Source organism: Natrinema salsiterrestre (genome assembly GCF_029502005.1).
In the GTDB taxonomy this organism is placed as follows: Archaea; Halobacteriota; Halobacteria; order Halobacteriales; family Natrialbaceae; genus Natrinema; species Natrinema salsiterrestre.
The window spans coordinates 481661-501399 of sequence record NZ_JAMQOT010000002.1; the positions used below are offsets into that span (position 1 = coordinate 481661).

Below are 19739 nucleotides of genomic sequence, written 5' to 3' on the forward strand. Positions count from 1 at the left end.
TCATGTCTCGAGAGGACGTATTGAAAATGAGGGGAAGATTCGGACCGGCGGCGTATTTTCCGGACCGGCCGCCGACGGGATGGGAGGTCTCGAGCGGCGTCGCCGCCGGTGCTCTGGTCGCGTTACAGTTCGTCACCGCGTCGGTGTCGTGGCCCGAACTGGTTCTCGGGTTTCTGGCGGCCGCCGTTGCCCTCGGTCCGGTCGCGACCACGTCGCTCGGCAAACGGATCGGGGAGTGGTTCCGCGAAATCGGAGTCGGCGGACGGGCGACCGTCTTCGTTCTGTTCGCCGTCGTCGTCGTACTGCTGGGTTTGTCGAAGACGATACCACCTGTGCTGCTCGATGGTGTCTTCACTGGTGGCCTTCTCGCCGGCTTCCTCTACACGGTCGCCCATCTGGCGTGGGCCGGCGAAGTGTCCGGCTGGACGACGGATGGAGAAACCACGGACTGAAAGACGTCCGCCTGCGTTTTCTCGCTAGAAGTACGCCTCGTGGACCGCGAGCCCCTCGCTCTCGAGCACCGGTCCCTCCACCGTCGTCGACCCGCCGCCTCGATCGACGACCTCCTCGCAGGGGATTTCGATCACGCCCTCCTCGCGCAAGTCCGCGAGCGAGTCGACGGACACGCTGTAGACCACCCGGCCGAGCCCGGCGTAGACGATCGCGCTCGCACACATCGGACACGGTTCGGTGCTGGTGTACATCGTACACGACTCGCGTTCGGCCGGCTCGAGTTCGCTCGCGGCCCAGCGAGCCAGCTCGAACTCGGGATGGGCGGCGATGTCGTCGTCTGTAAGGGTCGTGTTCTCGGCCGTCCGGATCACCTCGTCGTCGAGGACGAGCAGCGAGCCGAAGGGCGTGTTGCCGTGCTCGACCGCCGACTCCGAGAGCTCGATCGCGCGCCGGATATGGGATTCGTCCGTCGTCATGGCGGAGTCTTCCGTCGCCGGTGCCGAAATACTTCCTCTCGGCGGGTCCAATCAGGTACAGGAAAAGCCGCCGTCGACGACGAGCGCTTGCCCGGTGATCCAGTCGGCCTCGTCGCTGGCCAGGAACAGCATCGCGTTGGCGATGTCCTCGGGCTCCCCGAGTCGCTTGAGCGGATAGTGGCGCGCCATCTCCTCTTTGGTGGCCTCCCACTCTTCGGTTGTCTGGCCCTTCCGGGGCATCGGCGTGTCGGTCACCCCCGGACAGACCGCGTTCGCCCGGACGCCGGCCGGTCCGACCTCCGCGGCGACCGTCCGCGTGAAGTTGACGACCGCACCCTTCGACAGCGAGTACGCGCCGAGTTCCGGCGCGCCGATGACGCCGGCCAGCGACGCGGTGTTGACGATCGCGCCCGACCCCTGCTCCTTGAAGTGGGGAATAACGGCGTGACAGCCGTTCCAGACGCCCTTGACGTTCACGTCGATGACGCGATCCCGTTCGCCCTCGTCGATATCCTCGATCCGCGTTCGCTCGTGGCTGACGCCCGCGTTGTTGACCATGATATCGAGGCCGAACTCCGAGACCGCCTCGTCGACCGCCGCGTGGACTGCGTCGGAATCCCGGACGTCCAGCTCGAGCGCGGTTCCCCCCTGCCCCGCGGCCTCGACGCGGTCGATCGTCTCTTCGGCTCCCTCGAGGTCGACGTCGGCCGCGACGATCGTCGCGCCCTCTCGAGCGAATCGTTCGGCTGCTTCCCGGCCGAGGCCGGAGCCTGCTCCCGTGATAAACGCCGTCTTGCCTTCGAGTCGCATACCCACACATTATCGACCGGGTGCATAAACGCTGGTCCCATCGAGCGGAACAGCTCGAGGTGGGCGAAACAGAGAACGGAGACGGGCGAACGGGCGGCTTATTCGGCGAACTGTCGCTCGAGCAGCGTCGTCAGCAGGTAGGCGGCGAGGTTCGCCGTCTCGTCGGTGGGGTCGTACGGCGGCGCGACCTCCATCAGGTCGGCGGCGCCGACGGCGGGATGCGCGCCGAGCGTTTCGACGACGGCGAGCGCCTGCGAGGCCGAGAGGCCGCCGGGTTCCGGCGTGCCGGTGCCGGGGGCGACCGAGGGATCGACCGAGTCGATGTCGAAGGTGACGTAGACGGCGTCGGTCTCGGCCGCGGCGTGCTCGATGGCGTCCCCCACGACGTCTCGAACGCCCCGTTCTTCGACGTCGCGGATGGTGAATAGTCCGAGCCCCGTCTCCTCGGCGAACTCGAAGAACTCGGGCGATTCGTAGCCGCGGATGCCGACTTGCGCGACGTGTTCGAAGTCGGTGTGGGGCGAGTCCGCGATGTGATGGGTCGGCGAGCCGTGGAAGTCGGTTCCGAAAACCGGGCTCTCCGCGGCGGTGTCGGTGTGGGCGTCGATCTGGACCAGCCCGACGGTCTCGTGCTCCGAACCCTCCGCGAAGCCGCGGAACGCGGGGAACGTACAGTAGTGATCGCCGCCGATGAAGACCGGCATGACGCCCTGTTCGGCGACGGTCGCGACGTGGGCCGCGATCGATTCCGCGGTCGTCTCGAGATCCATCGGAAACACAGGCACGTCGCCGCAGTCGACGACGTCGAGGGAGCCGAAGTCGACCTGCTTGCCCGTCCGCATGTTCGTCAGCCCGCCCTTGTAGCCCGAGAGGTAGGCGAGCCAGCCGCTGGCGCGGCGGACGGCCCGCGGGCCGTACCGCGCGCCGGGTCGATTGCTCACGGAGCCGTCATAGGGAGCGCCCAGCACCGCGGCGTCCGCGCCCGCGACGTCCTCGACGTCAGTGGGATCGCTCTTGAGGAACGTGTCGAAGCCGGCGTAGGCGAGTTCGACCTCGCTGCCGGGCGTCGACTCGCGGAACGCCGCCGCGGGACTCCGATCCTCGTCCGTCATCGACCGGCCTCCAGTTCGGCGTCGATCGCGTCGCGAATACCGGCGACGCCCCGCTCGAGTCCCTCGCGGTCGATCGAGAGCGGCGGCTGGAGCCGCAGGACGTTCTTGTAGTAGCCGCCGACGCCCGCGACGATCCCCTGCTCGCGGAGGTAGTTCCCGACGTGTTTCGCGAATTCGGCGTCCGGTTCGGGCGCGATGCCGGCCGGCCCGGTCCCCGCGCTGGGATCGACGAACTCGAGTCCCTGCATCAATCCGATCCCGCGCGCCTCGCCGACGACGTCGTACTCGGCTTCCAGCGCGGCCAGTTCCTCGCTGAGCCACGCGCCCTGCTCGCGGGCGTTCGCGGTGACCTCGTCCTCGAGGCGGTCGATCGTGGCCAGGGCGGCGGCGCAGGCGACGGGGTTGCCGCCGAACGTCGAGAGGTGGTCGCCGGAATCGAAGGCGTCCGCGATCTCGGCCGGTGCGGTGAACGCGCCGAGCGGGAGGCCGTTCGCGATCCCCTTGGCCTGCGTGAGGATGTCCGGAACGGCGTCGTAGTGCTCGCTGGCGAACAGTTCGCCCGTCCGGCCGTAGCCGGACTGGACCTCGTCGGCGATCAGGAGCGCGCCGTGGTCGCGGGCGATCTCCTTGAGCCGCCGCAGATAGCCCGTCGGCGGCACGATGATCCCGCCTTCGCCCATCACGGGTTCGACGACGATCGCCGCCAGATCGTCGGCGGTGTGGGTGCCGATCACGCGCTCGAGGTCGGCCGTCGTCCGTTCGACGAACGTTTCGTCGTCGGCGTCCCGGTACGGAGAGCGGTAGCGGTACGGCGCGGGCGTGTGCGCGACGTCGTTGATCGTCGGGGCCATGTCGGCCTTGTACGCCTTGTTGCCGGTGAGCGCGAGCGAGCCGAGGGTGCGGCCGTGAAAGCCCATCTCGAGGGCGATAACCTCCTTCGAGCCGGTGTACTTCCGGGCCAGTTTGATTGCGCCCTCCACGGATTCGGTCCCGGAGTTACAGAAGAACGTCTTCTGGAGGTCGCCGGGAGTCACCTCGGCGAGCCGTTCGGCGAGCTCCGCGGCCGGGCCCTGCGGGTGGACGTACGTACAGCCGTGGACGAACTCGTCGAGCTGATCCTTCGCGGCCTCGACGACGGCGTCGTCGCCGTGGCCCACGTTCGTGACGGCGATCCCCGAGAAGAGATCGAGGTACTCGTTGCCCTCGAAGTCCTCGAGCGTACAGCCCGTCGCCCGTTTGACCGGGACGTGCAGGTCCTTCCAGATCGGCATCAGGTACTCCTCGTACTGGTCGGTGATCCCGTCGTTCGTTACGGTCGTGTCTGTCTGGCGTGCCATGGTAGATTGCGTGGCAGTAGTATGCCACCCTTGCCACCCTCTTACGATGACGAGACCAAAAGCTTTGAGGTCTCGAAATTCGCTACGCGGTCAAATTACGACGACAACGGCGACCCGAGCGGACTTCGATCCGGTCGACGACCGCAGTATATGCGGAAGAATTCTTCCACCTGCTCTCGGGAGGGACGACCGCGGCGGAGGGTCGACAGGGATTTTTATCGGGGGAGGGAAACGATCGGACGGATGGTCCCGAACGACGACCGGCGCACCTACGATCTGTTACGCCTGATCGGCGAACACGAGCCGATCGGGAGTATCCGACTCGTCGAGCAGATGCAACGACACGGCTACTCGATCAAGGGTCGGACGATCCGACTCATGCTGTCCGATCTCGACGAGGCCGGCCTGACGGAGAAGGTCGCCGGAAAGGGACGTAAACTGACCGATCGGGGCCGAAACGAACTCCGACGGGGCGACGTCAGCGGGCGTCTCGAGAGCGTCCGGGAGCAGATCGCCACCCTGACGAGCCGGGTCACGTACGATCCGACCGACGACGTCGGCGAACTGGTCGTCGGGACGGTACGGCTCAGCGACGACGCGATCGAACCGGCCTTCGACCGCCTCGAGGCGCTTCACGAGTCGGGCCTCGGCCCGATCCTCGTTTCCGCGACCGGCGAATCGGGCGACGGGATCGAGCTGGCCTTCCCCTCGAGCATCTCGCTGGACGGCGTCTTGCTCTCCCACGGGATCGACTCGCGGCTGATCACGGCGGGACTGGTCGAGTACGACGGCGAGATCAAGCGATACATCGACGCGATCAGCGGCGAGGACGCGACGATGGACGTCATCAGCCTGCTCGTCGAGGCGGGGCGGACCGACGTCGAACGCTACCTCGACGGTGAGACCGGCGTGTTCATCGTGGACAACCGGGAGTTTCCGCTCACGCGCTTCGAGGAGGGGCGGGACCTCGCGGCGGCGACACGCGACGCGATCGGCGGCGCGATCGACCTCCGCCGACCGCGCGAATCGGGGCCGTTTCCCGCCGGCAATCCCAGCTGGGACTTCGCGTCGCTCACGTACGTCGGAGCCAGCGAAACCGCGATTTCGCTCCTCTCCGAACACGGGCTGGGGACCGAGTGGGAATCGCTCGCCGGCATTCGTCCGCGCAGCGAGTTCGAACCGGTGCCGACCGCACGCCGACGGTTCTGAGCGGGTGACGGTCGGGAGAAAACGGAGACGGTTAGTACCGAAATCGAAGACGGTCGAAACCGAAATCGGCGGCCGTTACGACGCGAGCAGGATCCCGGCGACGAGGATCACGAAGAACGCGGCCCACATCGCCAGCGACTGCATCGTGTACGATCGATCCTCGAGCGGGGTGACGGCAGACAGGCTCCCGCTGTCGTCGTCGAACCCTTGCGTGACGAACCAGTAGACGACCAGCGAGCCGAAGGCGAGTTCGGCGAGCCAGAACACCGCAATCATCACGGTGAAGGCGGTTTGCCCCATCATTCGTCCTCACCTCCGTCGGTTCGCGCGGCCGATTCCGCGTCGGTCGCGGGTCCGGTCGTCGGCTCGCGCGCGATCGAGTCGAACTCGAACTCGTCCGGAGAGATCGCCGAGACGACCACGGCCAGCGCGGTCGCGAGGAGGTGGCCGACGGCCATGATCTCCCAGAGCTTCAGCGACGGTTCCGTGACGACGACGCCGTAGTTCGCCGCCAGCAGGTAGCCCGTCACCAGCTGCGAACCGACGACGCCGGCGATGAAGCCCTCACTCGAGGTGCCCGTCCAGAACAGGGACAGCGCGAACGGACCCACGAGAGCCGTCGCGCCGATGCCGCCGATGAGCAGCAACTGGATGAACCCGAACGTATCGAGTGCGAACACCGTCGCGCCGAAGATGATGACTGCGAACCCGAGCGACGCGACTCGAGCGACCCGGAGCTGATCCTCGTCCGAGGCGTCGGTCGCGAGGTGGCGGTAGTAGATGTCCCGCGACGTGAGGCTCGCGATGGCGGTCAGGTAGGAGTCGACGGACGATCCGAGGACCATCAGTGCGATTACCAGGAAGAGGATCGTCGCCCAGCCGGGCAAGAGCCCGAGCGCTTCGATCGAGAGGTTCCCGGGTGCGACCTCGGGGAACGCGGCGAGGCCGACGAGCCCGATGACGCCGTACATCGCGATCGTCGTGAAGACGCCGATCCCGCCGGCGGTGAGGAATCGGGACGTCTTGTCGCGGCGCACGGCGAAGATGCGCTGCCACGTCGACAGCGAGACGACGCCCCAGACGCCGAGTCCGAGTGCGTACGGCAGGAACAGGTCCTCGATCCAGTTGAGGTTCGACGCCGTCAGGAACGGGTCGGCGTTCTCGCCGAGGTTTTCGATCATTCCCTCGTAGACGCCCGTCGGGCCACCGGCCTCGAACAGCAACAGCGGAACGAAGACGACGGTCAGGATGATCGCGCTGACGAACTGGACGAGGTCGGTAGTCATCGATCCCCAGAGGCCGCCGAGCAGAATGTAGATCCCGATCGTCCCCATCAGGATCGCCATCACGACGTTCGGGTCGATCCCCGTCAGCCCGCCGATGACGGTTCCGCCCACGTACAGCTGGATGACGCCGCCGAGGATCATCGTGTACAGAATGACGAAGATCACGGCGACGTGGGCGCGTTTGTCGAACCGTTCGATGAAGTACTCGCTGTAGGTCAGCCCCTGCGGGAAGAGTCGGCGCATCCGGAGGGCGAAGGGAATGACGATCAGCGAGGAGAGAACCGCCGGGGCCGCGTACATCCAGATTCCCGCGACGCCGGTGATCCCGACGTACTCGGGAACGCCGAGGATGTCCCCCGCCCACATCCACGTCACGGCGAACGACGCGGTCGTCAGACCGACCTGCGCGCGCCCGCCGGCCGTGATGAACTCCCTCGTGTCGTCGACGTGTTGTCGTCGGAAGATGAGATAGCTCAATCCGACCATCGCGACCGCCCACGCGCCGAGTAGCGCGTAGCCGATACCGGGACTACTCATCGCCGATCACCTCGCGGACGAACCGATCAGGCGGGTCCGTCCCATGGGTGGTAATAGGTTGCCACATCCTGCTCACCACATATCGGACACTTCTAATAAATGTTGTGGTGAGGCCTATCACACATCGTTATACGACGCCGTCCGCTGGGTACCGCTATGCACGTCGATCTGAGTCACCCGATCCGAACCGGGATGCAAACCTATCCCGACGATCCGGCCGTCGTCGTCCGCCGGCACGCGGGCCACGATGAACACGGCGTCCGCGTCGACGCCCTCGAGTGCGGGAGCCACACCGGCACCCACGTCGACGCGCCCGCGCACACGGAGCCGGACGGGAAGACCCTCGAGTCCTACCCCGTCGACCGGTTCGTCTTCGACGCGGTTCGCGTCGATTGTCGCGATCTCGGCGCTCGCGAGCCGATTCCGGCCGAGCGGATTCCGGACGTCGACGCCGATCTCGTGGCCCCCTGGACCGGCTGGGACGAACACTGGGGCACTGAGCGGTACCTCGACCATCCGTACCTCTCGCCGGCCGCCGCCGAGGCGTGCGTCAAGCGGGGGTTCGACGTCGCAGTGGACGCGCTCAACCCCGATCCGACCCCGACGGAGAACGCCACCGACGACGAGCCCGAGGGGTTTCAGGTCCACCACGCGCTGCTCGGCAACGACCTGCTGATCCTCGAGAACCTGACGAACCTCGAGGTCGTCGGGGACCGGTTCGAGCTCCGGGCGTATCCGCTGGCACTCGCGAGCGACGGTGCGCCGGTGCGGGCCGTCGGGGTCAGTAATATGGAATGACTCTGCCACCCTAACGGACCCTCGAGACGACGCAGTTACTGGTTGACTACCGAGACGAGCGCCGACGTTCGATCGAACGGTCGCATTCCGTTCGATCTCGTCCCCTCACTTCACACCGATTCTCGGGCGACAATCGTCTCCCAACGGACGGTTGTCACGATCTCGCCATAGTATGTTAGTCATTACCATGGTACGATCGACGAGTGATCGACGGAACACGCGAACGTGCGACGTATCGGGCGGGTGATCCTAGCAGCGCGAAACGATCACGTCGCTATTTGCAGCCGTCACACGATGGGATCGGTGCAGTCGGCGGCAACTGGAGGGACTCACGATGACGTCATCCGAGGAAGAGAGAACAGGGGAATCGTTCCACGAACCGACGAGCGGGTATCTCGACGGGAGGCGACGACCGCTGTTGAAAGCCCTGGGTGCGGGGATCGCGCTCCCGCTCGGCAGCGGGGTCGCAACCGCCCGAAGCGGTAACGGAACCGATTCGGGCGGTACCGTCGATACCGGACCGAACGCGGGGCAAATCGATCCGCTGTACGGCTTTGCGACGCCGGACGCCGACGCACTGTCCGATGATCTCTCTCCCGATCATTCCGTCGAGCTCCACTCGGATATGCCGGACGACCCGGAGAACCCGGACCGCCCGCCGTTCTTTCACTTCGAGCCGAGCGGCATCCACGTCGACGCCGGCGACGTCGTACAGTTCGTCGGCGAATCACCGGACCACACGATTACGGCCTACCACCCTGCACAGGGCTTCCAGCAGCGGGTTCCCGACGGGGTTCCACCGTTCTCGTCGCCGGTACTCAGCGTCGGTAGCGTCTGGCTCTACGAGTTCACCGAGCCGGGCGTCTACGACGTCTACTGCGGGCCACACCACGTTCTCGGGATGAGTATGCGTCTCGTCGCGGGCGATCTCACGGCCGACGACGTGCCGGACTACGAGGACGCGTTCGAAGGGAGCGACGACCCACCGTTGCTCGCTCCGTTTAGCCCGGGCTTCCTCGAGCACGAACTCAACGCGATCAGCGAGACGAACGAGGACTGCGAGTGGCCGTGGCTGACACCACAGGAGGTCCTCGACGCCCCCGCGCTCGATCCGACGAGGATCCGAGAGCAGGGGTCCGTGTCGTTCGCGGACGTGCTCTCCGAGATCGATCGGTTCGCTGAGACGGGGGCGGAACACGACTGAATCGACGACGCAGCACCGACGATCCGGATCGGCATCTACCCGAAAAGAGAGCGGTGTCGACCGATCAGTCGTCGGCGGGAACCGCGCGCTCGTCGCGCTCCGCTCGAGTCAGCAGCGGCGTGCCGTCGGCCTTCGGCCCGAGCCGAGGGCCGAAGGGCGGATCGTCGGGGTCGATCACGCGGCGTCGCTCGTAGTCGGTCGAGCGTTCAACAGGGACGCGACCGATCGAGGCGATCATCTCGACGTAGTCGTCGAACGACCGGAACTCGCCGTAGCCCCCGCCCGCGCGCTTGGTGATCTCCTCGGAGAGGATCGTCCCCATGTAGTCGTCGGCGCCACAGGAGAGCATCTTCAGCCCCTGCTCGTCGCCGTACTTGACCCACGAGGACTGGATGTGCTCGACGTTGTCGAGGAAGAGCCGCGAGACGGCGATCAGCAGTTCGTCCTCGTCGATGCTCGGGCCGCCCGAAACCACGTCGTGTTCGAACAGCGGCGTGTTCTGGTGGATAAAGGAGAGCGGCACGAACTCGGTGATGTTCCCGGTCCGATCCTGCAGATCGCGGATCCGTTTCAGGTGCATCGCCCGGTGGGCCTCGTTGTCGACGTGGCCGTACATGATCGTCGCCGTCATCCCGAGTCCGACGTTCGCGGCTGCCTCCATCGCCTCGAGCCAGCCGTCGCTGCTGATCTTTCCGGGGCAGATCACCTCGCGGACCTCCTCGACGAGGATTTCGGCGGCGGTTCCGGGGACGGTATCGAGCCCCGCGTCTTTCAGTCGGCGGTAGACCTCCTCGTAGGACCAGTCGGTCCCCCGGCGGGCGTGGTAGGCCTCTTCGGGGGTCATCGAGTGGACGTGGACGTCGTCGACGCTCATCGCCGAAATCTGATCCGTGTAGGTACCGGGGCTCGTGTCGTACAGCTCGGGCGGTTTGTAGTTGACCTCCTTCGGGTTCGGGTGGTCGTCGAGGATCTCCCGGTGTTCCTCGTCGAGCGCGAACGCGGGGTGGAGGCCCGAAACGGACGTGACCTCGTAGATTCCCCGATCGACGGCGTCGGCGACGATCTCGCGGGACTCCGCGGGCGTCTTCGTGAAACCGGCCGTCTCGATCTCCGTGTCGCTCTCGAACGTGTGGGCGGCGTCCTTGAAGTTACAGAACAGACAGCCCACGTTACAGGCCGTCGTGACGTTGTTGTTCAGGTTCGCGATGAAGGTGACCTCTTCGCCGACCTCCTCGGCGCGGCGCCGGTCGGCCGCCTCGAGGACGCGTTCCTTGCGCCGGCGGTCGATCCCCTCGCTCTCGGTCCCCGTCGTCAGTAACTCGATCGCGTCGTCGACCGCGAGTCGGTCGCCGTCGCGTGCTTTCGCCAGTGCGTTCTCGAACGACTGGTCGGTCTCGGGAACGTGTTCGAACGTGAGGTCGGCCTCGGTCACCGGTCGCTCCATCGACGTAACGATACCGGTACAGCGAGAAAAGCATGGTGGATTCGCGGACTCGCAGGGGAGATCTCGGAGCGACCCGTCGCCTGCACCCTCCTCGTGGAGCGGGACCGCCACGTCAGCCATTATGATGCGAGGGACCAGTTATGTCGTTTCTGTGGACGGCCACTGTCGAACGTCGGATTCGACGAGGGCGAGCAACAGCCGTCGACGGTCCTGCAGATCCGCGACGGACGCCTCGAACTCGGCGTCGGCGACGGTCGGGATGTCCGCATCGCGAAGCGGCTCGATATCCGGTGCGGGCGGGGACCGATCCGCCGGCTGAATAAACGCCTCGTGGAGGGTCCCGAGATAACTGTCGACGCTCGCCCGGGCGTTTTTGACGATCGTATCGCTGGGTCGGTTCCGTTCGGGAACGCCGAACCGAAGCAGCGTGAGCGTGTCGTCAAGGAGGGCGACGCTCATTACCGGTGCCCGATCGGATTGAGTGGTATGGAAATAATGGAGGATCGGGTACGCCTTGTGGTTCGCGGTGAGCGTATTCAGCTGCGACGTGAGCGCGTTCAGGGAGAGCTCGAGGCCGTCGAACTCGTCGCCGTTCCAACTCGTCCGGAGGATCTCGTCGCTCCGGGAGCCGAGCCCGCTCACGCTGCTGGCGAACGACCGCTTTTGCGTGACGGCATCGAGAACGGAGAGGACGTAGGTGACGCTCAGGGTGACGAAGAGCATCCCGCTGGCCGTCGCGATCGTGGTCGCGATCTGCCACGGTCCGTCTCGCGGAACGAGGTCGCCGTTTCCCAGCGTGAATATCGTGTACCCGGTGTAGTACACCCGATCCGACCACGAGATCGGCCCTCCGCCGATCGTATCGATGAGGGGGTACTCGGCACCCGCGAAGACGAGCGTCCAACCGCCCCACAGGAGAACGATCCAGGTCACGAGACCGATGAGGAGGGTTACTGGTCCCGAGAGGGTAAGCAGCCGAGAGCCGCGATCGCCGACTCGGCGGAACCCGCTCCAGGTCACCGCCATCAGTTGCGAGGTGAGCGGCCCGGCACCCCCCTCGACCCAGAGCGTGGTCCACAGGAGATCCACGACGACGGCAACGAGCAGGAGTACCCCGAGACCGAACGGAACGGGATTCACGTCATCGCCACCTCGAGCTCGAACGACCCGCCAGTTCGTCGAGACCATCGGCTCGTGACGGAAGCCGACATGCGACGCGGTGGTCGGGAATGACAGTGTGCACACTATCGGGTTCGATCCCGAATCGGAAAACGTGCCGACCGGCTACTCCCTGCGTTTGGGCTGATTCCGTCGCTTTCGACCCCTCATCCGTCGAATGCAATTCTCTGAAGAATCGGAGCGGTCCGAGAACGACCTCCCTATGAGTTCACGGACGCTCGAGGAGCGTATCGAGGGACTCAGCTACAACGCGAACCTCGACGAGCAGTATCGTCGGGCCGCCCTCGAGTCGGTAGCGACGGCCCCAGTGCGAGTCGACGCGGACTGTCTCGAGGAGCCGCTTCGGGGAGCGGCGGACCCGCTCCTCGCGAGCGTCGACGACTGAGAGCGGGAGCCGTCGATCCAAACGCGATCGGGACTCACCGATCACCGACCTCCTGTCCGATACTGAAAACTTCTTACGGTCCGGCCACGGCAACTGGGATATGAACTGCGGCGGCGGATACGTCCTGAGGTGTCTCGTATGACGAGTGTCAAAGAGTTTCGGATCGAAGCCGAAGCGACCGCCGAGGAGCTCGGTCGCGGCGCGTTCGTCTTCACGGACGACTACTCCGTCTTCGACTGGGGGAAGATGCCCGACCAGATCCCCCAGAAAGGGGCGAGCCTCTGTGCGATGGGCGCGTTCAACTTCGAACTCCTCGAGAGCGAGGGGATCCCGACGCACTACCGCGGCGTGGTCGAGAACGGGGACGTCGTCGACCTCGCGGACGCCTCCCACCCGCCGTGGGAGATGGCGATCGACCTGACGCAGGTGCCCGACCTGCCCCACGAGGGCCGGGCGTACGACTACGACCGCTACCACGACGCGGCCGGCGAGAACTACCTGATCCCCCTCGAGATCGTCTTCCGCAACCGGGTCCCCGTCGGCTCGAGCCTGCGGAGCCGGACCGACCCCGGCGACCACGGGCTCGACTACGATAGCTGGCCGGAGGAGGCCGTCGACCTCGACGACCCCATCGTCGAGTTCTCCACGAAGTACGAGGAGAGCGACCGCTACCTCGCGCGCGAGGAGGCCGACGCCATCGCCGGGAAAGCGGCGATCGACGACCTGGAGTCGCTCGCCCGCGACGTCAACCGGATCGTCACCGAGCAGGCCGACGACGCCGGACTGGTCCATGAGGACGGCAAGATCGAGTGTCTCTACTATCGGGGCGAGATCCGCGTCGGCGACGTCGTCGGCACCTTCGACGAGAACCGCTTCAGCTACGAGGGCACCCAGCTCTCGAAGGAAGTGCTCCGCCAGTACCACAAGCGCACCCAGCCCGAGTGGGTCCAGGCCGTCGACGCCGCCAAAGCCCGGGCGAAACGAGAGGACGTGGCCGACTGGAAGGCGCTCTGCGACGAGTCACCGGAGCCCCTCGAGGCGTCGGTCCTCGAGACCGCCAGCGACCTCTACCGCGCCGGCGCCAACGCCTATACCGGGCGGGAGTTCTTCGACGCGCCGCCGCTCTCGAGCGCGATCGGCGCGGTTCGGCGCCTCTGAGTGACGCGGGTCGTCTCTCGCGACCCGCGAATTCGATTCCGTTCCACCGTGAACGGTGGTATCAGTCCGCACACCGGACGGACAGAGTAACCCTCATATTGGGGGCCGAGCTACGTCCGGCCGACAGCAAATGACCCCCGCTATCGCCGGCGGAATCGCAGCGAGTATCGTCCTGTTCAACCTCACGACCGGCATCTCGGCCGTCGCAGGCGCCGTGCTGACCCTGTTCGTGCTCGTGCTGGTCGGGTTCGCCGTCGCACCCCTGTTCTCCTCGGAGTGGATCGGCGAGCAAGACGTGGCCTCGACCGGCGCGGGCAGCGTCGAGCCGAGCGACGACTGAGCCGCGAGCGCCGGTTTTCGTTTCGCGACGGCACCCAGTAGCCAGGTTCTTGTCCCGTCGCACCGCTGTTCGACTATGGAGACGGCAGTTACCGTGTACGGACCCGTACGGGGTGCGACCGGCGACAAGACGGTGACCCTCGAGTGGGCGGGCGGCACCGTCGCCGACGCCATCGCGGCCGTCGTCGAGACGTACCCGCGAGCGGAGCCCCACCTCTACGACGGCGAGGAGGTTCGGACGAGCGTCAGGGTCTCGATCGACGGCGAGCGCGCGGCGCTCGAGGATCGGGTTCCGGAAGACGCGGCTCTGGCCGTCGTTCCCGCCGTACAGGGCGGCTCCGGCGAGTAACGTCGCGCGGGATCGGACAAAGTTTATTTCGACTGTCGAGTACGTCAGGATATGGCCGCCGAACTGAGTCGAACGCACCACCTCGAGTGCGAAGGCTTCGCCGACGAGTTCGAAGCCCTCCTCGAGCGGGTCGTCCCCGACACGACGGCTGCGGTCGTCCACCTCCGCGAGGACGAGCTGGCGATGGACCCGGACGGCGACGACTGTCGGCGAGTGTGGGACGGCGTTCGCCCTCGGTTCGACCGGGTCCCCAAGTCGGATCGAAACGGATCCACCGCGTGGCGCGTTCCGACGACGACCGACGCGGGGCGGGCAGCCCTGTTCGAACTGGTCGCACTGACGGACGGCATCGCCGGCTCGTACTTCGTGTTTCGACTCGAGCTTCGAGACGGCGAAACGCCGGTGCTCGAGGCGATTCCCCATCACTCGGACGCGAGAATCGATGCGACGCTGCTCGATGCTGCGATCCAACCCGGCGAAATCGTCGGGCTGAGCGGGCACGATGCGTGTCTGGTTCCCACCGAGAGCCAGTTCGAATGGGTCGCCGAGGACCGACAGTGGAGTATAGGGGGCGGGTCGCTCTGCGTCGAGACGCTCGACGGTCGGAGAGCGCGGTGTTACGGGATGACGAATCTCGAGCGGGCGACGCTCGAGGCGGACGGGACGGGTCTCGCGCTCGCCTGGGAGCCGGGAGAGCTACCGGACGATGCCGTTGGGAAGCTGCTCTCGTGGATCGCGGATACACTGTACAACCCGCCGCCGGAGCTGCCTTGCGAGACGGCCGAGCGAGCAACAGCCGTGAAAGGGCATCTGCAGGAGATGCTCGGGGCCTACGACGGACGCGAGATATAGAACGGGCTGTTTCAGACCGATTTAGGGTGCCGTGAAAGGACGTTGCGATCCTGAGACAACCGAGTGTATGTCGGCTGTCTCGAGGAATACGGTTCGTCGCGAACAGTCCGGTGAACGACGTGAAACAGGTTTGCTGCTATCGTGGCAACGGGGAATCTCCACGCCCTCCCCAACCGATTCGCTCTCTCCCTTCGGTCGTTCGCTCATCCCTCGCGCAATTTCGTTGCGCGGTTCGCCGTCGGCTCACCGCGCCACAGCGCGCGCCACGGCAATTGAAGCCCGGACTGTGTTACGTTCGGAACCTACAGATCGTACTGCTCGCGCACCAGGTGGTCGATGCCGCGGTCCTCGAGGACGGCCATCGGCGCGAGCATGTCGAGTTGGACGACGCCGGGGAGGCGGCCGATCTGGACGCCGCCGGTGAACGTACACCGCGAGCGGACCTCGCCCTCGGTCATGTCGAGCAGTTTCGTCGCGCGGTCGAAGGCGTTCTGCGTGGCGTCGTTGACCGTCGCACCGGAGCCGACGACCTGGATCGGGCCCATGTCGGTTTCGACGTCGACGTCGTGTTCGTCGCCGAGTTCGCAGCCCGCCTCGCGCTCCTCGTCGTTGTAGGGCTCGCTGATGAACGGCAGGTCCTCCTCGGGCGGCAGGAGGACCGGGCCGTCGAGCTCGAGCCCGTCGATGACCTCGACGTCCATCGTGACGGAGCCGCTCACGTCGGTCGTGTGCAGGGAGAGTTCGCCGTCGCCCTGGTTGGCGTGCAGGTCGCCGACGTAGACGCCGGCCCCGTCGACCTTGACGGGACAGAGCAGGGTCGCACCGGGCCGGACCTGCGGGATGTCCATGTGGCCGTCGGTTCGAGCCTCGAGGTCGGCCTCGCTGTCGACGCCGTAGTCGTGGTCGGCCCCGATGAGGAACTGGCCGAAGTCGCCGGCGTTGTGCGAGTCGGGCATCGTGATCGGCGGCGTCGTCCCGATGTTCCCGATGAACGGTCGCAGGCGGCCCAGCGTGCCGGGCATCTCGCCGGGTTCGTACAGCAGGATGGGGTGCTGGCGGGAGTTCTCGGGGATGTCCATCACCTCGTCGGCGTCTTTCGCGAGCTCGTGGGCGGCGTCCTCGTCGAGGGTGATCCCGACGGTGTTGTCCTCGTCGAAGGCGACGGTGTAGCCGTACTCGAACCCGAAGGAGGAGGCGTTCGCGCCGCACTCGGCGCACTTGATCGATTCCGGGCCCGTGCCCTCGACGACGGAGTCGGGCCACTCGGTGCCACACTCCGGACAGCGGTGATCGACGAACGGGTCGTCGCCGAAGGCCCCCTCGCGTTCGTCCATCGAGCCCGTGCTCGTCGCCATGCTCGTCACGTCGACGTCCCGGATGCGGAGCGCGACGGCGTCGCCGACCTCAGCGCCTTCGACCCGGATCGGCCGAGTGACCTCGTGGCCGCCGTGGAACTCGGGCGTGACCATCGGCCCCCAACAGCCCGGCGGGGTGTACGTCCGTATCGTGCCGCCGTCCGCGACGGTTCCCGCCCACTCCTGATCGGGACCGACGAGACCGAGCGTGTACTGATCGACGGACAGCTCCTGTTGGACTTCTCGCTGTGCCATACTATCGCATAGTTCGTCGCTGGCGGCGATAAGGGTGCCGTTCACGGAACCGTCGATGAGCGGGATATCGTCTCGAACGAACGACGGTTCGGCGTGAAACGAAACTCGAGTCGCCGTTCACCGACGGCGAAAGCACACGCTCGCGGCTTGCATCTGAGGGCCGGATTCCGATACCGGTCACGGGAGAAGCCTCGATTATGCAGGAGAACGAATTCTACGAGCTGGTGCAGGAAGCGGGACACCTCGACACGGTAGACCGCGCGGCGGTCGCGCTGACGGACGGCGAGTTGCGGGACCTGAAATCTCAGCTCGACGACGAGCTGGATCCGCTCTTCGAGGGCGTGACGATCGACCGGGAAAACGTCTGATCGCCGTCGAGCGATCGCGGCGACGGACTCGAGTTCCCGATACTCGATACCCGAACTTCGTTCGGCCTATTTTCACCGTTGACACGGTAAACGGCTGGGTTCGAGGCGCGTGGCCGAATACGCCGCAATGGATTCGTTCAAGTGGGTCTCGTCCCACGTGTCACCCGATGACTGATTCGACGGACGAGGACGCACCCGACTGCCGATCCTGTGGCGATCCCGTAGGACCGTCTTCCGAACAGCGCGTCGTGACGACGGTCGAAGACGCCGCGACCGTCTACCGACACTTCTGTAGCGACGACTGCCGCGAGCAGTGGGAGTCGTCGAATTCGGCCTGACGACCGTTCGACGCGTCCGCGCGGCGAGGCAGTGGTGAACCCCGCGCGCAGCCACAGGCGCGGCTGCCGGTGTGGTGCCGGGAGCGTGTCACCAGTAGCGCTATCGATCGGGGACGCAAATAGTTCCGTATTGAATAGAGACGATGAGTTCCCCACGACGACTGTCCGGCTTCGTTTCAGACCGATGAACCGGTCGTTCAGTAGAGACGCTTCCTGATTCGATCTCGGATCGGTCTCCCGGTCCCGTCCCAACTACTGTGGCCGCACGTTTTTATTGGCTACGGAGAACTAGTATTATGGCACTCGAAGCCTCATTTACTACCACGGAAGGGGAATTTCCGCTCGCGGAGATCTTTACTGAGTTTCCGGCTTCGCAGGTCGAATTAGACCGCGTTGTTCCGACGAACGAAGTCATAATTCCGTATTTTTGGCTCCGAGGCGTCGAGAATGCAGATGCAGAAATGACTGCTATCGATCACCCGGGGATCGAGGAGATCAGAGTGGTCGATACCGTCGATAGTGAACTGTTCGTTCGTATCGAGTGGGATTTCGAATACGAGAGTGTCCTCACAGCAGTCCTCGAAACGGAAGTCGCGCTCGTGACCGCTATCGGCAGAGAGGGCAAATGGACGTTCGAAATCCGGGGCGATTCCCAGCAGGACGTGTCGGATTTTCAGTCATACTGTCGCGATAACGACATTCCCGTCGAGCTCGTGGAACTACACGCGCTCTCACCGTTACACTCGGGAGACGAGTACGACCTCACCGACCCCCAGCGGGAGGCGTTGATACTCGCGTATGCGCGAGGGTATTTCGATTCACCGCGAAAGGCAAATCAGGGAGACGTAGCCGATGAACTCGGAATCACACGGCAGGCGTTCGCATCGCGATTACGACGCGGAATCCGACGCTTGCTCACGAGTACGCTTATCGAGTCATCCGAGAACGCGGATACCGAATCGACCGAATCGGGGTAGAGTGTGGGCCATATAAAGATAATACTCGAGTAAAAGTCAGTGTTACCACGGTCCCGCTTCTAGTACGGGTGTGAACCGAATTGATCATCCGGGGACCGGAAGCTCGGACCTCGTGGAATCAGCGGAGAGCCTCACGGTCGATGACGGGACCTACCGGTTAGCGTACGATCCGTCGGTCGACGACACCAGTCTCGCTGTGGTCGATCTGGTCGCCACCATCACTCACACGGACGCTGTCGACCTCGAGCCGCTCCATTCCGCTATCGACACGACGGCGCTCGATCGATTGAGCTCTGGGACGGACGGAGGCAATCACGTGGACTTTCGGTATGCGGGCTACCAGATAACGGTCGACACTGCCGGACTGATCACCTGTTCTCGATCACCGGGAGAAGAGAAACGGACAGAATGACGAACGAGTTCGTCGAATGCCTCGAGTGCAGCCTGGTCTTTGCGAGCAAAGCGGGCGACATACCGCTACTCAAGAACTGGGATTCTTGTCCGCACTGTGATGGGACGGAGTTCCAGTTTTTGGACGGGTAACGGCCGGGAGTTACACGACCGATATCGAGCGATCACTCCCTTCGACGATCGAGCCGACTCTCGCGTCCCGTTCGCACCTCGTCTTCAGCACAGCTTCGCCTAATGTGCGATTCCGTACAGGGCCGACAGCAGTAGAGCCGGAGTGTCGTGCCCGGCCGTTTCGTGAGCGGTTCTCGAGAGGTTCGACAGCGCAACAGCGGAATCACGGCGCGCCGTCGATCGGTTAGTCGCCGTTCGGCTTGCGCTGGACGGCCTCGAACAGGTCTTTACCCGCGGAGCGTTACGGGTCGAACGATGGCCACCGAAGCGACGTTTACCGTTCCGTCCGACCAGTTTCCGCTGGGGAGCGTGTTCGACCGGTTCCCGGACGTGACGGTCGAACTCGAGCGGATCATCCCGGCGCGGGACGTGGTAGTGCCGTACTTCTGGGTCCGGGGGACTCGAGTCGACGACATCGAGGCCGCGTTCACCGACCATCCGGGCGTGGAGCGCATCGACCTCGTCGATTCCGTCGCGGACGAGTACCTGTTACGCGTCGAGTGGTCGCGAGAGTACAGGGGCGTTCTGAACGCGTTGACCGAGACGGCGATTCCGCTCGTCGAGGCGGTCGGGACGAGTCAGCAGTGGACGTTCGACGTCCGAGGGGACGATCGAAGCGACATCGCCGTCTTTCAGAAGCGCTGTCGGGAGGACGAGGTTCCGATCACGCTGACGAAGCTCACGGCGCTCACGCCGATCGAGACGGCGACCGAGGCGGCGTTGACCGAGCCACAGGCCGAGGCGCTGGTACTCGCCTACGATCGCGGCTACTTCAACTCGCCGCGGGACGTGACGATGGCGGAGCTCGGTGAGGAGCTGGGCATTACGCAACAGGCGGTCGCGTCTCGGCTCCGGCGTGGTATCGATCGGCTGCTCGGCGAAACGCTCCCGGGACTCGGAGAGGCTACTTAAGCGGGTTGTATACTAAAAAGCGGC

Annotated in this window: 23 protein-coding genes; 14 read left to right on the forward strand and 9 right to left on the reverse strand. The window is 65.3% G+C overall.

Annotation, left to right across the window (positions count from 1 at the left end; translation table 11 throughout):
• The first annotated feature begins 26 nt into the window (after positions 1 to 26).
• Positions 27 to 452: a hypothetical protein gene (locus tag NDI89_RS07870; protein ID WP_277520978.1), complete on the forward strand. Its 426-nt coding sequence runs from the start codon at positions 27 to 29 to the stop codon at positions 450 to 452.
• A 24-nt stretch (positions 453 to 476) separates the two neighbouring features.
• Here the strand turns inward: NDI89_RS07870 and NDI89_RS07875 are convergent, their stop codons facing one another.
• The 4 genes from NDI89_RS07875 to NDI89_RS07890 all read right to left on the reverse strand — a co-directional run bounded on the left by NDI89_RS07875 (position 477) and on the right by NDI89_RS07890 (position 4188).
• Entirely contained in the window at positions 477 to 929 is a 453-nt protein-coding gene (locus NDI89_RS07875; RefSeq protein ID WP_277520979.1) for a nucleoside deaminase, read from the reverse strand.
• 51 nt (positions 930 to 980) lie between these two features.
• Complete coding sequence (locus NDI89_RS07880) at positions 981 to 1739, reverse strand: SDR family NAD(P)-dependent oxidoreductase (protein ID WP_277520980.1); 759 nt, start codon at positions 1737 to 1739, stop codon at positions 981 to 983.
• Between the two features lie 98 nt (positions 1740 to 1837).
• On the reverse strand, positions 1838 to 2851 hold the full coding sequence (gene speB, locus NDI89_RS07885; protein ID WP_277520981.1) for an agmatinase: 1014 nt from the start codon (positions 2849 to 2851) through the stop codon (positions 1838 to 1840).
• Positions 2848 to 4188 (reverse strand): aspartate aminotransferase family protein, encoded by a 1341-nt coding sequence (locus NDI89_RS07890; protein ID WP_277520982.1) that lies wholly within the window; start codon positions 4186 to 4188, stop codon positions 2848 to 2850. Before NDI89_RS07890 ends, speB begins: the two co-directional genes overlap by 4 nt.
• 243 nt (positions 4189 to 4431) lie before the next feature.
• Between NDI89_RS07890 and NDI89_RS07895 the strand changes: the two genes are divergently transcribed.
• Complete coding sequence (locus NDI89_RS07895) at positions 4432 to 5397, forward strand: NrpR regulatory domain-containing protein (protein WP_277520983.1); 966 nt, start codon at positions 4432 to 4434, stop codon at positions 5395 to 5397.
• A 75-nt stretch (positions 5398 to 5472) separates the two neighbouring features.
• Here NDI89_RS07895 and NDI89_RS07900 read toward each other — a convergent pair whose 3' ends face one another.
• Positions 5473 to 5700: a hypothetical protein gene (locus NDI89_RS07900; protein WP_277520984.1), complete on the reverse strand. Its 228-nt coding sequence runs from the start codon at positions 5698 to 5700 to the stop codon at positions 5473 to 5475.
• Entirely contained in the window at positions 5697 to 7220 is a 1524-nt protein-coding gene (locus tag NDI89_RS07905; RefSeq protein ID WP_277520985.1) for a sodium:solute symporter family protein, read from the reverse strand. The genes NDI89_RS07900 and NDI89_RS07905 overlap by 4 nt, the downstream gene beginning before the upstream one ends.
• A 156-nt stretch (positions 7221 to 7376) precedes the next feature.
• On the opposite strand from NDI89_RS07905, the gene NDI89_RS07910 reads away from it, so the two are divergent.
• Together NDI89_RS07910 and NDI89_RS07915 are read left to right on the forward strand one after the other, a co-directional pair.
• Positions 7377 to 8018 (forward strand): cyclase family protein, encoded by a 642-nt coding sequence (locus NDI89_RS07910; protein ID WP_277520986.1) that lies wholly within the window; start codon positions 7377 to 7379, stop codon positions 8016 to 8018.
• A gap of 334 nt (positions 8019 to 8352) precedes the next feature.
• A complete protein-coding gene (locus NDI89_RS07915; protein WP_277520987.1) occupies positions 8353 to 9222 on the forward strand; it encodes a cupredoxin domain-containing protein in 870 nt (289 codons plus the stop codon).
• A gap of 64 nt (positions 9223 to 9286) precedes the next feature.
• On the opposite strand, the gene cofH is transcribed toward NDI89_RS07915, so the two are convergent.
• Together cofH and NDI89_RS07925 are read right to left on the reverse strand one after the other, a co-directional pair.
• Complete coding sequence (gene cofH / locus NDI89_RS07920; protein ID WP_277521310.1) at positions 9287 to 10666, reverse strand: 7,8-didemethyl-8-hydroxy-5-deazariboflavin synthase subunit CofH; 1380 nt, start codon at positions 10664 to 10666, stop codon at positions 9287 to 9289.
• Positions 10667 to 10804: 138 nt separating this feature from the next.
• Positions 10805 to 11806: a potassium channel family protein gene (locus tag NDI89_RS07925; protein ID WP_277520988.1), complete on the reverse strand. Its 1002-nt coding sequence runs from the start codon at positions 11804 to 11806 to the stop codon at positions 10805 to 10807.
• Between the two features lie 241 nt (positions 11807 to 12047).
• Here NDI89_RS07925 and NDI89_RS07930 point away from each other — a divergent pair, with 241 nt between their 5' ends.
• From NDI89_RS07930 to NDI89_RS07950, 5 genes are all read left to right on the forward strand, one after another.
• On the forward strand, positions 12048 to 12230 hold the full coding sequence (locus NDI89_RS07930) for a hypothetical protein (RefSeq protein WP_277520989.1): 183 nt from the start codon (positions 12048 to 12050) through the stop codon (positions 12228 to 12230).
• A 138-nt stretch (positions 12231 to 12368) separates the two neighbouring features.
• On the forward strand, positions 12369 to 13388 hold the full coding sequence (locus tag NDI89_RS07935; RefSeq protein ID WP_277520990.1) for a phosphoribosylaminoimidazolesuccinocarboxamide synthase: 1020 nt from the start codon (positions 12369 to 12371) through the stop codon (positions 13386 to 13388).
• Between the two features lie 130 nt (positions 13389 to 13518).
• Entirely contained in the window at positions 13519 to 13728 is a 210-nt protein-coding gene (locus NDI89_RS07940) for a hypothetical protein (protein ID WP_277520991.1), read from the forward strand.
• A 75-nt stretch (positions 13729 to 13803) separates the two neighbouring features.
• The gene (locus tag NDI89_RS07945; protein WP_277520992.1) at positions 13804 to 14076 is read left to right on the forward strand and encodes a MoaD/ThiS family protein; all 273 of its coding nucleotides are present in this window, start codon (positions 13804 to 13806) and stop codon (positions 14074 to 14076) included.
• A gap of 51 nt (positions 14077 to 14127) precedes the next feature.
• On the forward strand, positions 14128 to 14928 hold the full coding sequence (locus NDI89_RS07950) for a hypothetical protein (RefSeq protein WP_277520993.1): 801 nt from the start codon (positions 14128 to 14130) through the stop codon (positions 14926 to 14928).
• Between the two features lie 302 nt (positions 14929 to 15230).
• Here the strand turns inward: NDI89_RS07950 and NDI89_RS07955 are convergent, their stop codons facing one another.
• The gene (locus NDI89_RS07955) at positions 15231 to 16538 is read right to left on the reverse strand and encodes an acetamidase/formamidase family protein (protein WP_277520994.1); all 1308 of its coding nucleotides are present in this window, start codon (positions 16536 to 16538) and stop codon (positions 15231 to 15233) included.
• A 197-nt stretch (positions 16539 to 16735) separates the two neighbouring features.
• Between NDI89_RS07955 and NDI89_RS07960 the strand changes: the two genes are divergently transcribed.
• From NDI89_RS07960 to NDI89_RS07980, 5 genes are all read left to right on the forward strand, one after another.
• Entirely contained in the window at positions 16736 to 16906 is a 171-nt protein-coding gene (locus NDI89_RS07960) for a hypothetical protein (RefSeq protein ID WP_277520995.1), read from the forward strand.
• Between the two features lie 167 nt (positions 16907 to 17073).
• Positions 17074 to 17244 (forward strand): DUF7576 family protein, encoded by a 171-nt coding sequence (locus NDI89_RS07965; protein WP_277520996.1) that lies wholly within the window; start codon positions 17074 to 17076, stop codon positions 17242 to 17244.
• A 296-nt stretch (positions 17245 to 17540) separates the two neighbouring features.
• Positions 17541 to 18221 carry a helix-turn-helix domain-containing protein gene (locus tag NDI89_RS07970; RefSeq protein ID WP_277520997.1) on the forward strand — a complete coding sequence of 227 codons (681 nt, stop codon included), beginning with the start codon at positions 17541 to 17543 and terminating at the stop codon, positions 18219 to 18221.
• 70 nt (positions 18222 to 18291) lie between these two features.
• Complete coding sequence (locus tag NDI89_RS23925; RefSeq protein WP_277520998.1) at positions 18292 to 18633, forward strand: HalOD1 output domain-containing protein; 342 nt, start codon at positions 18292 to 18294, stop codon at positions 18631 to 18633.
• Positions 18634 to 19058: 425 nt separating this feature from the next.
• Positions 19059 to 19715, forward strand: coding sequence for a helix-turn-helix domain-containing protein (locus tag NDI89_RS07980; protein ID WP_277520999.1), 657 nt, complete (start codon positions 19059 to 19061; stop codon positions 19713 to 19715).
• The last annotated feature ends 24 nt before the right edge of the window (positions 19716 to 19739 follow it).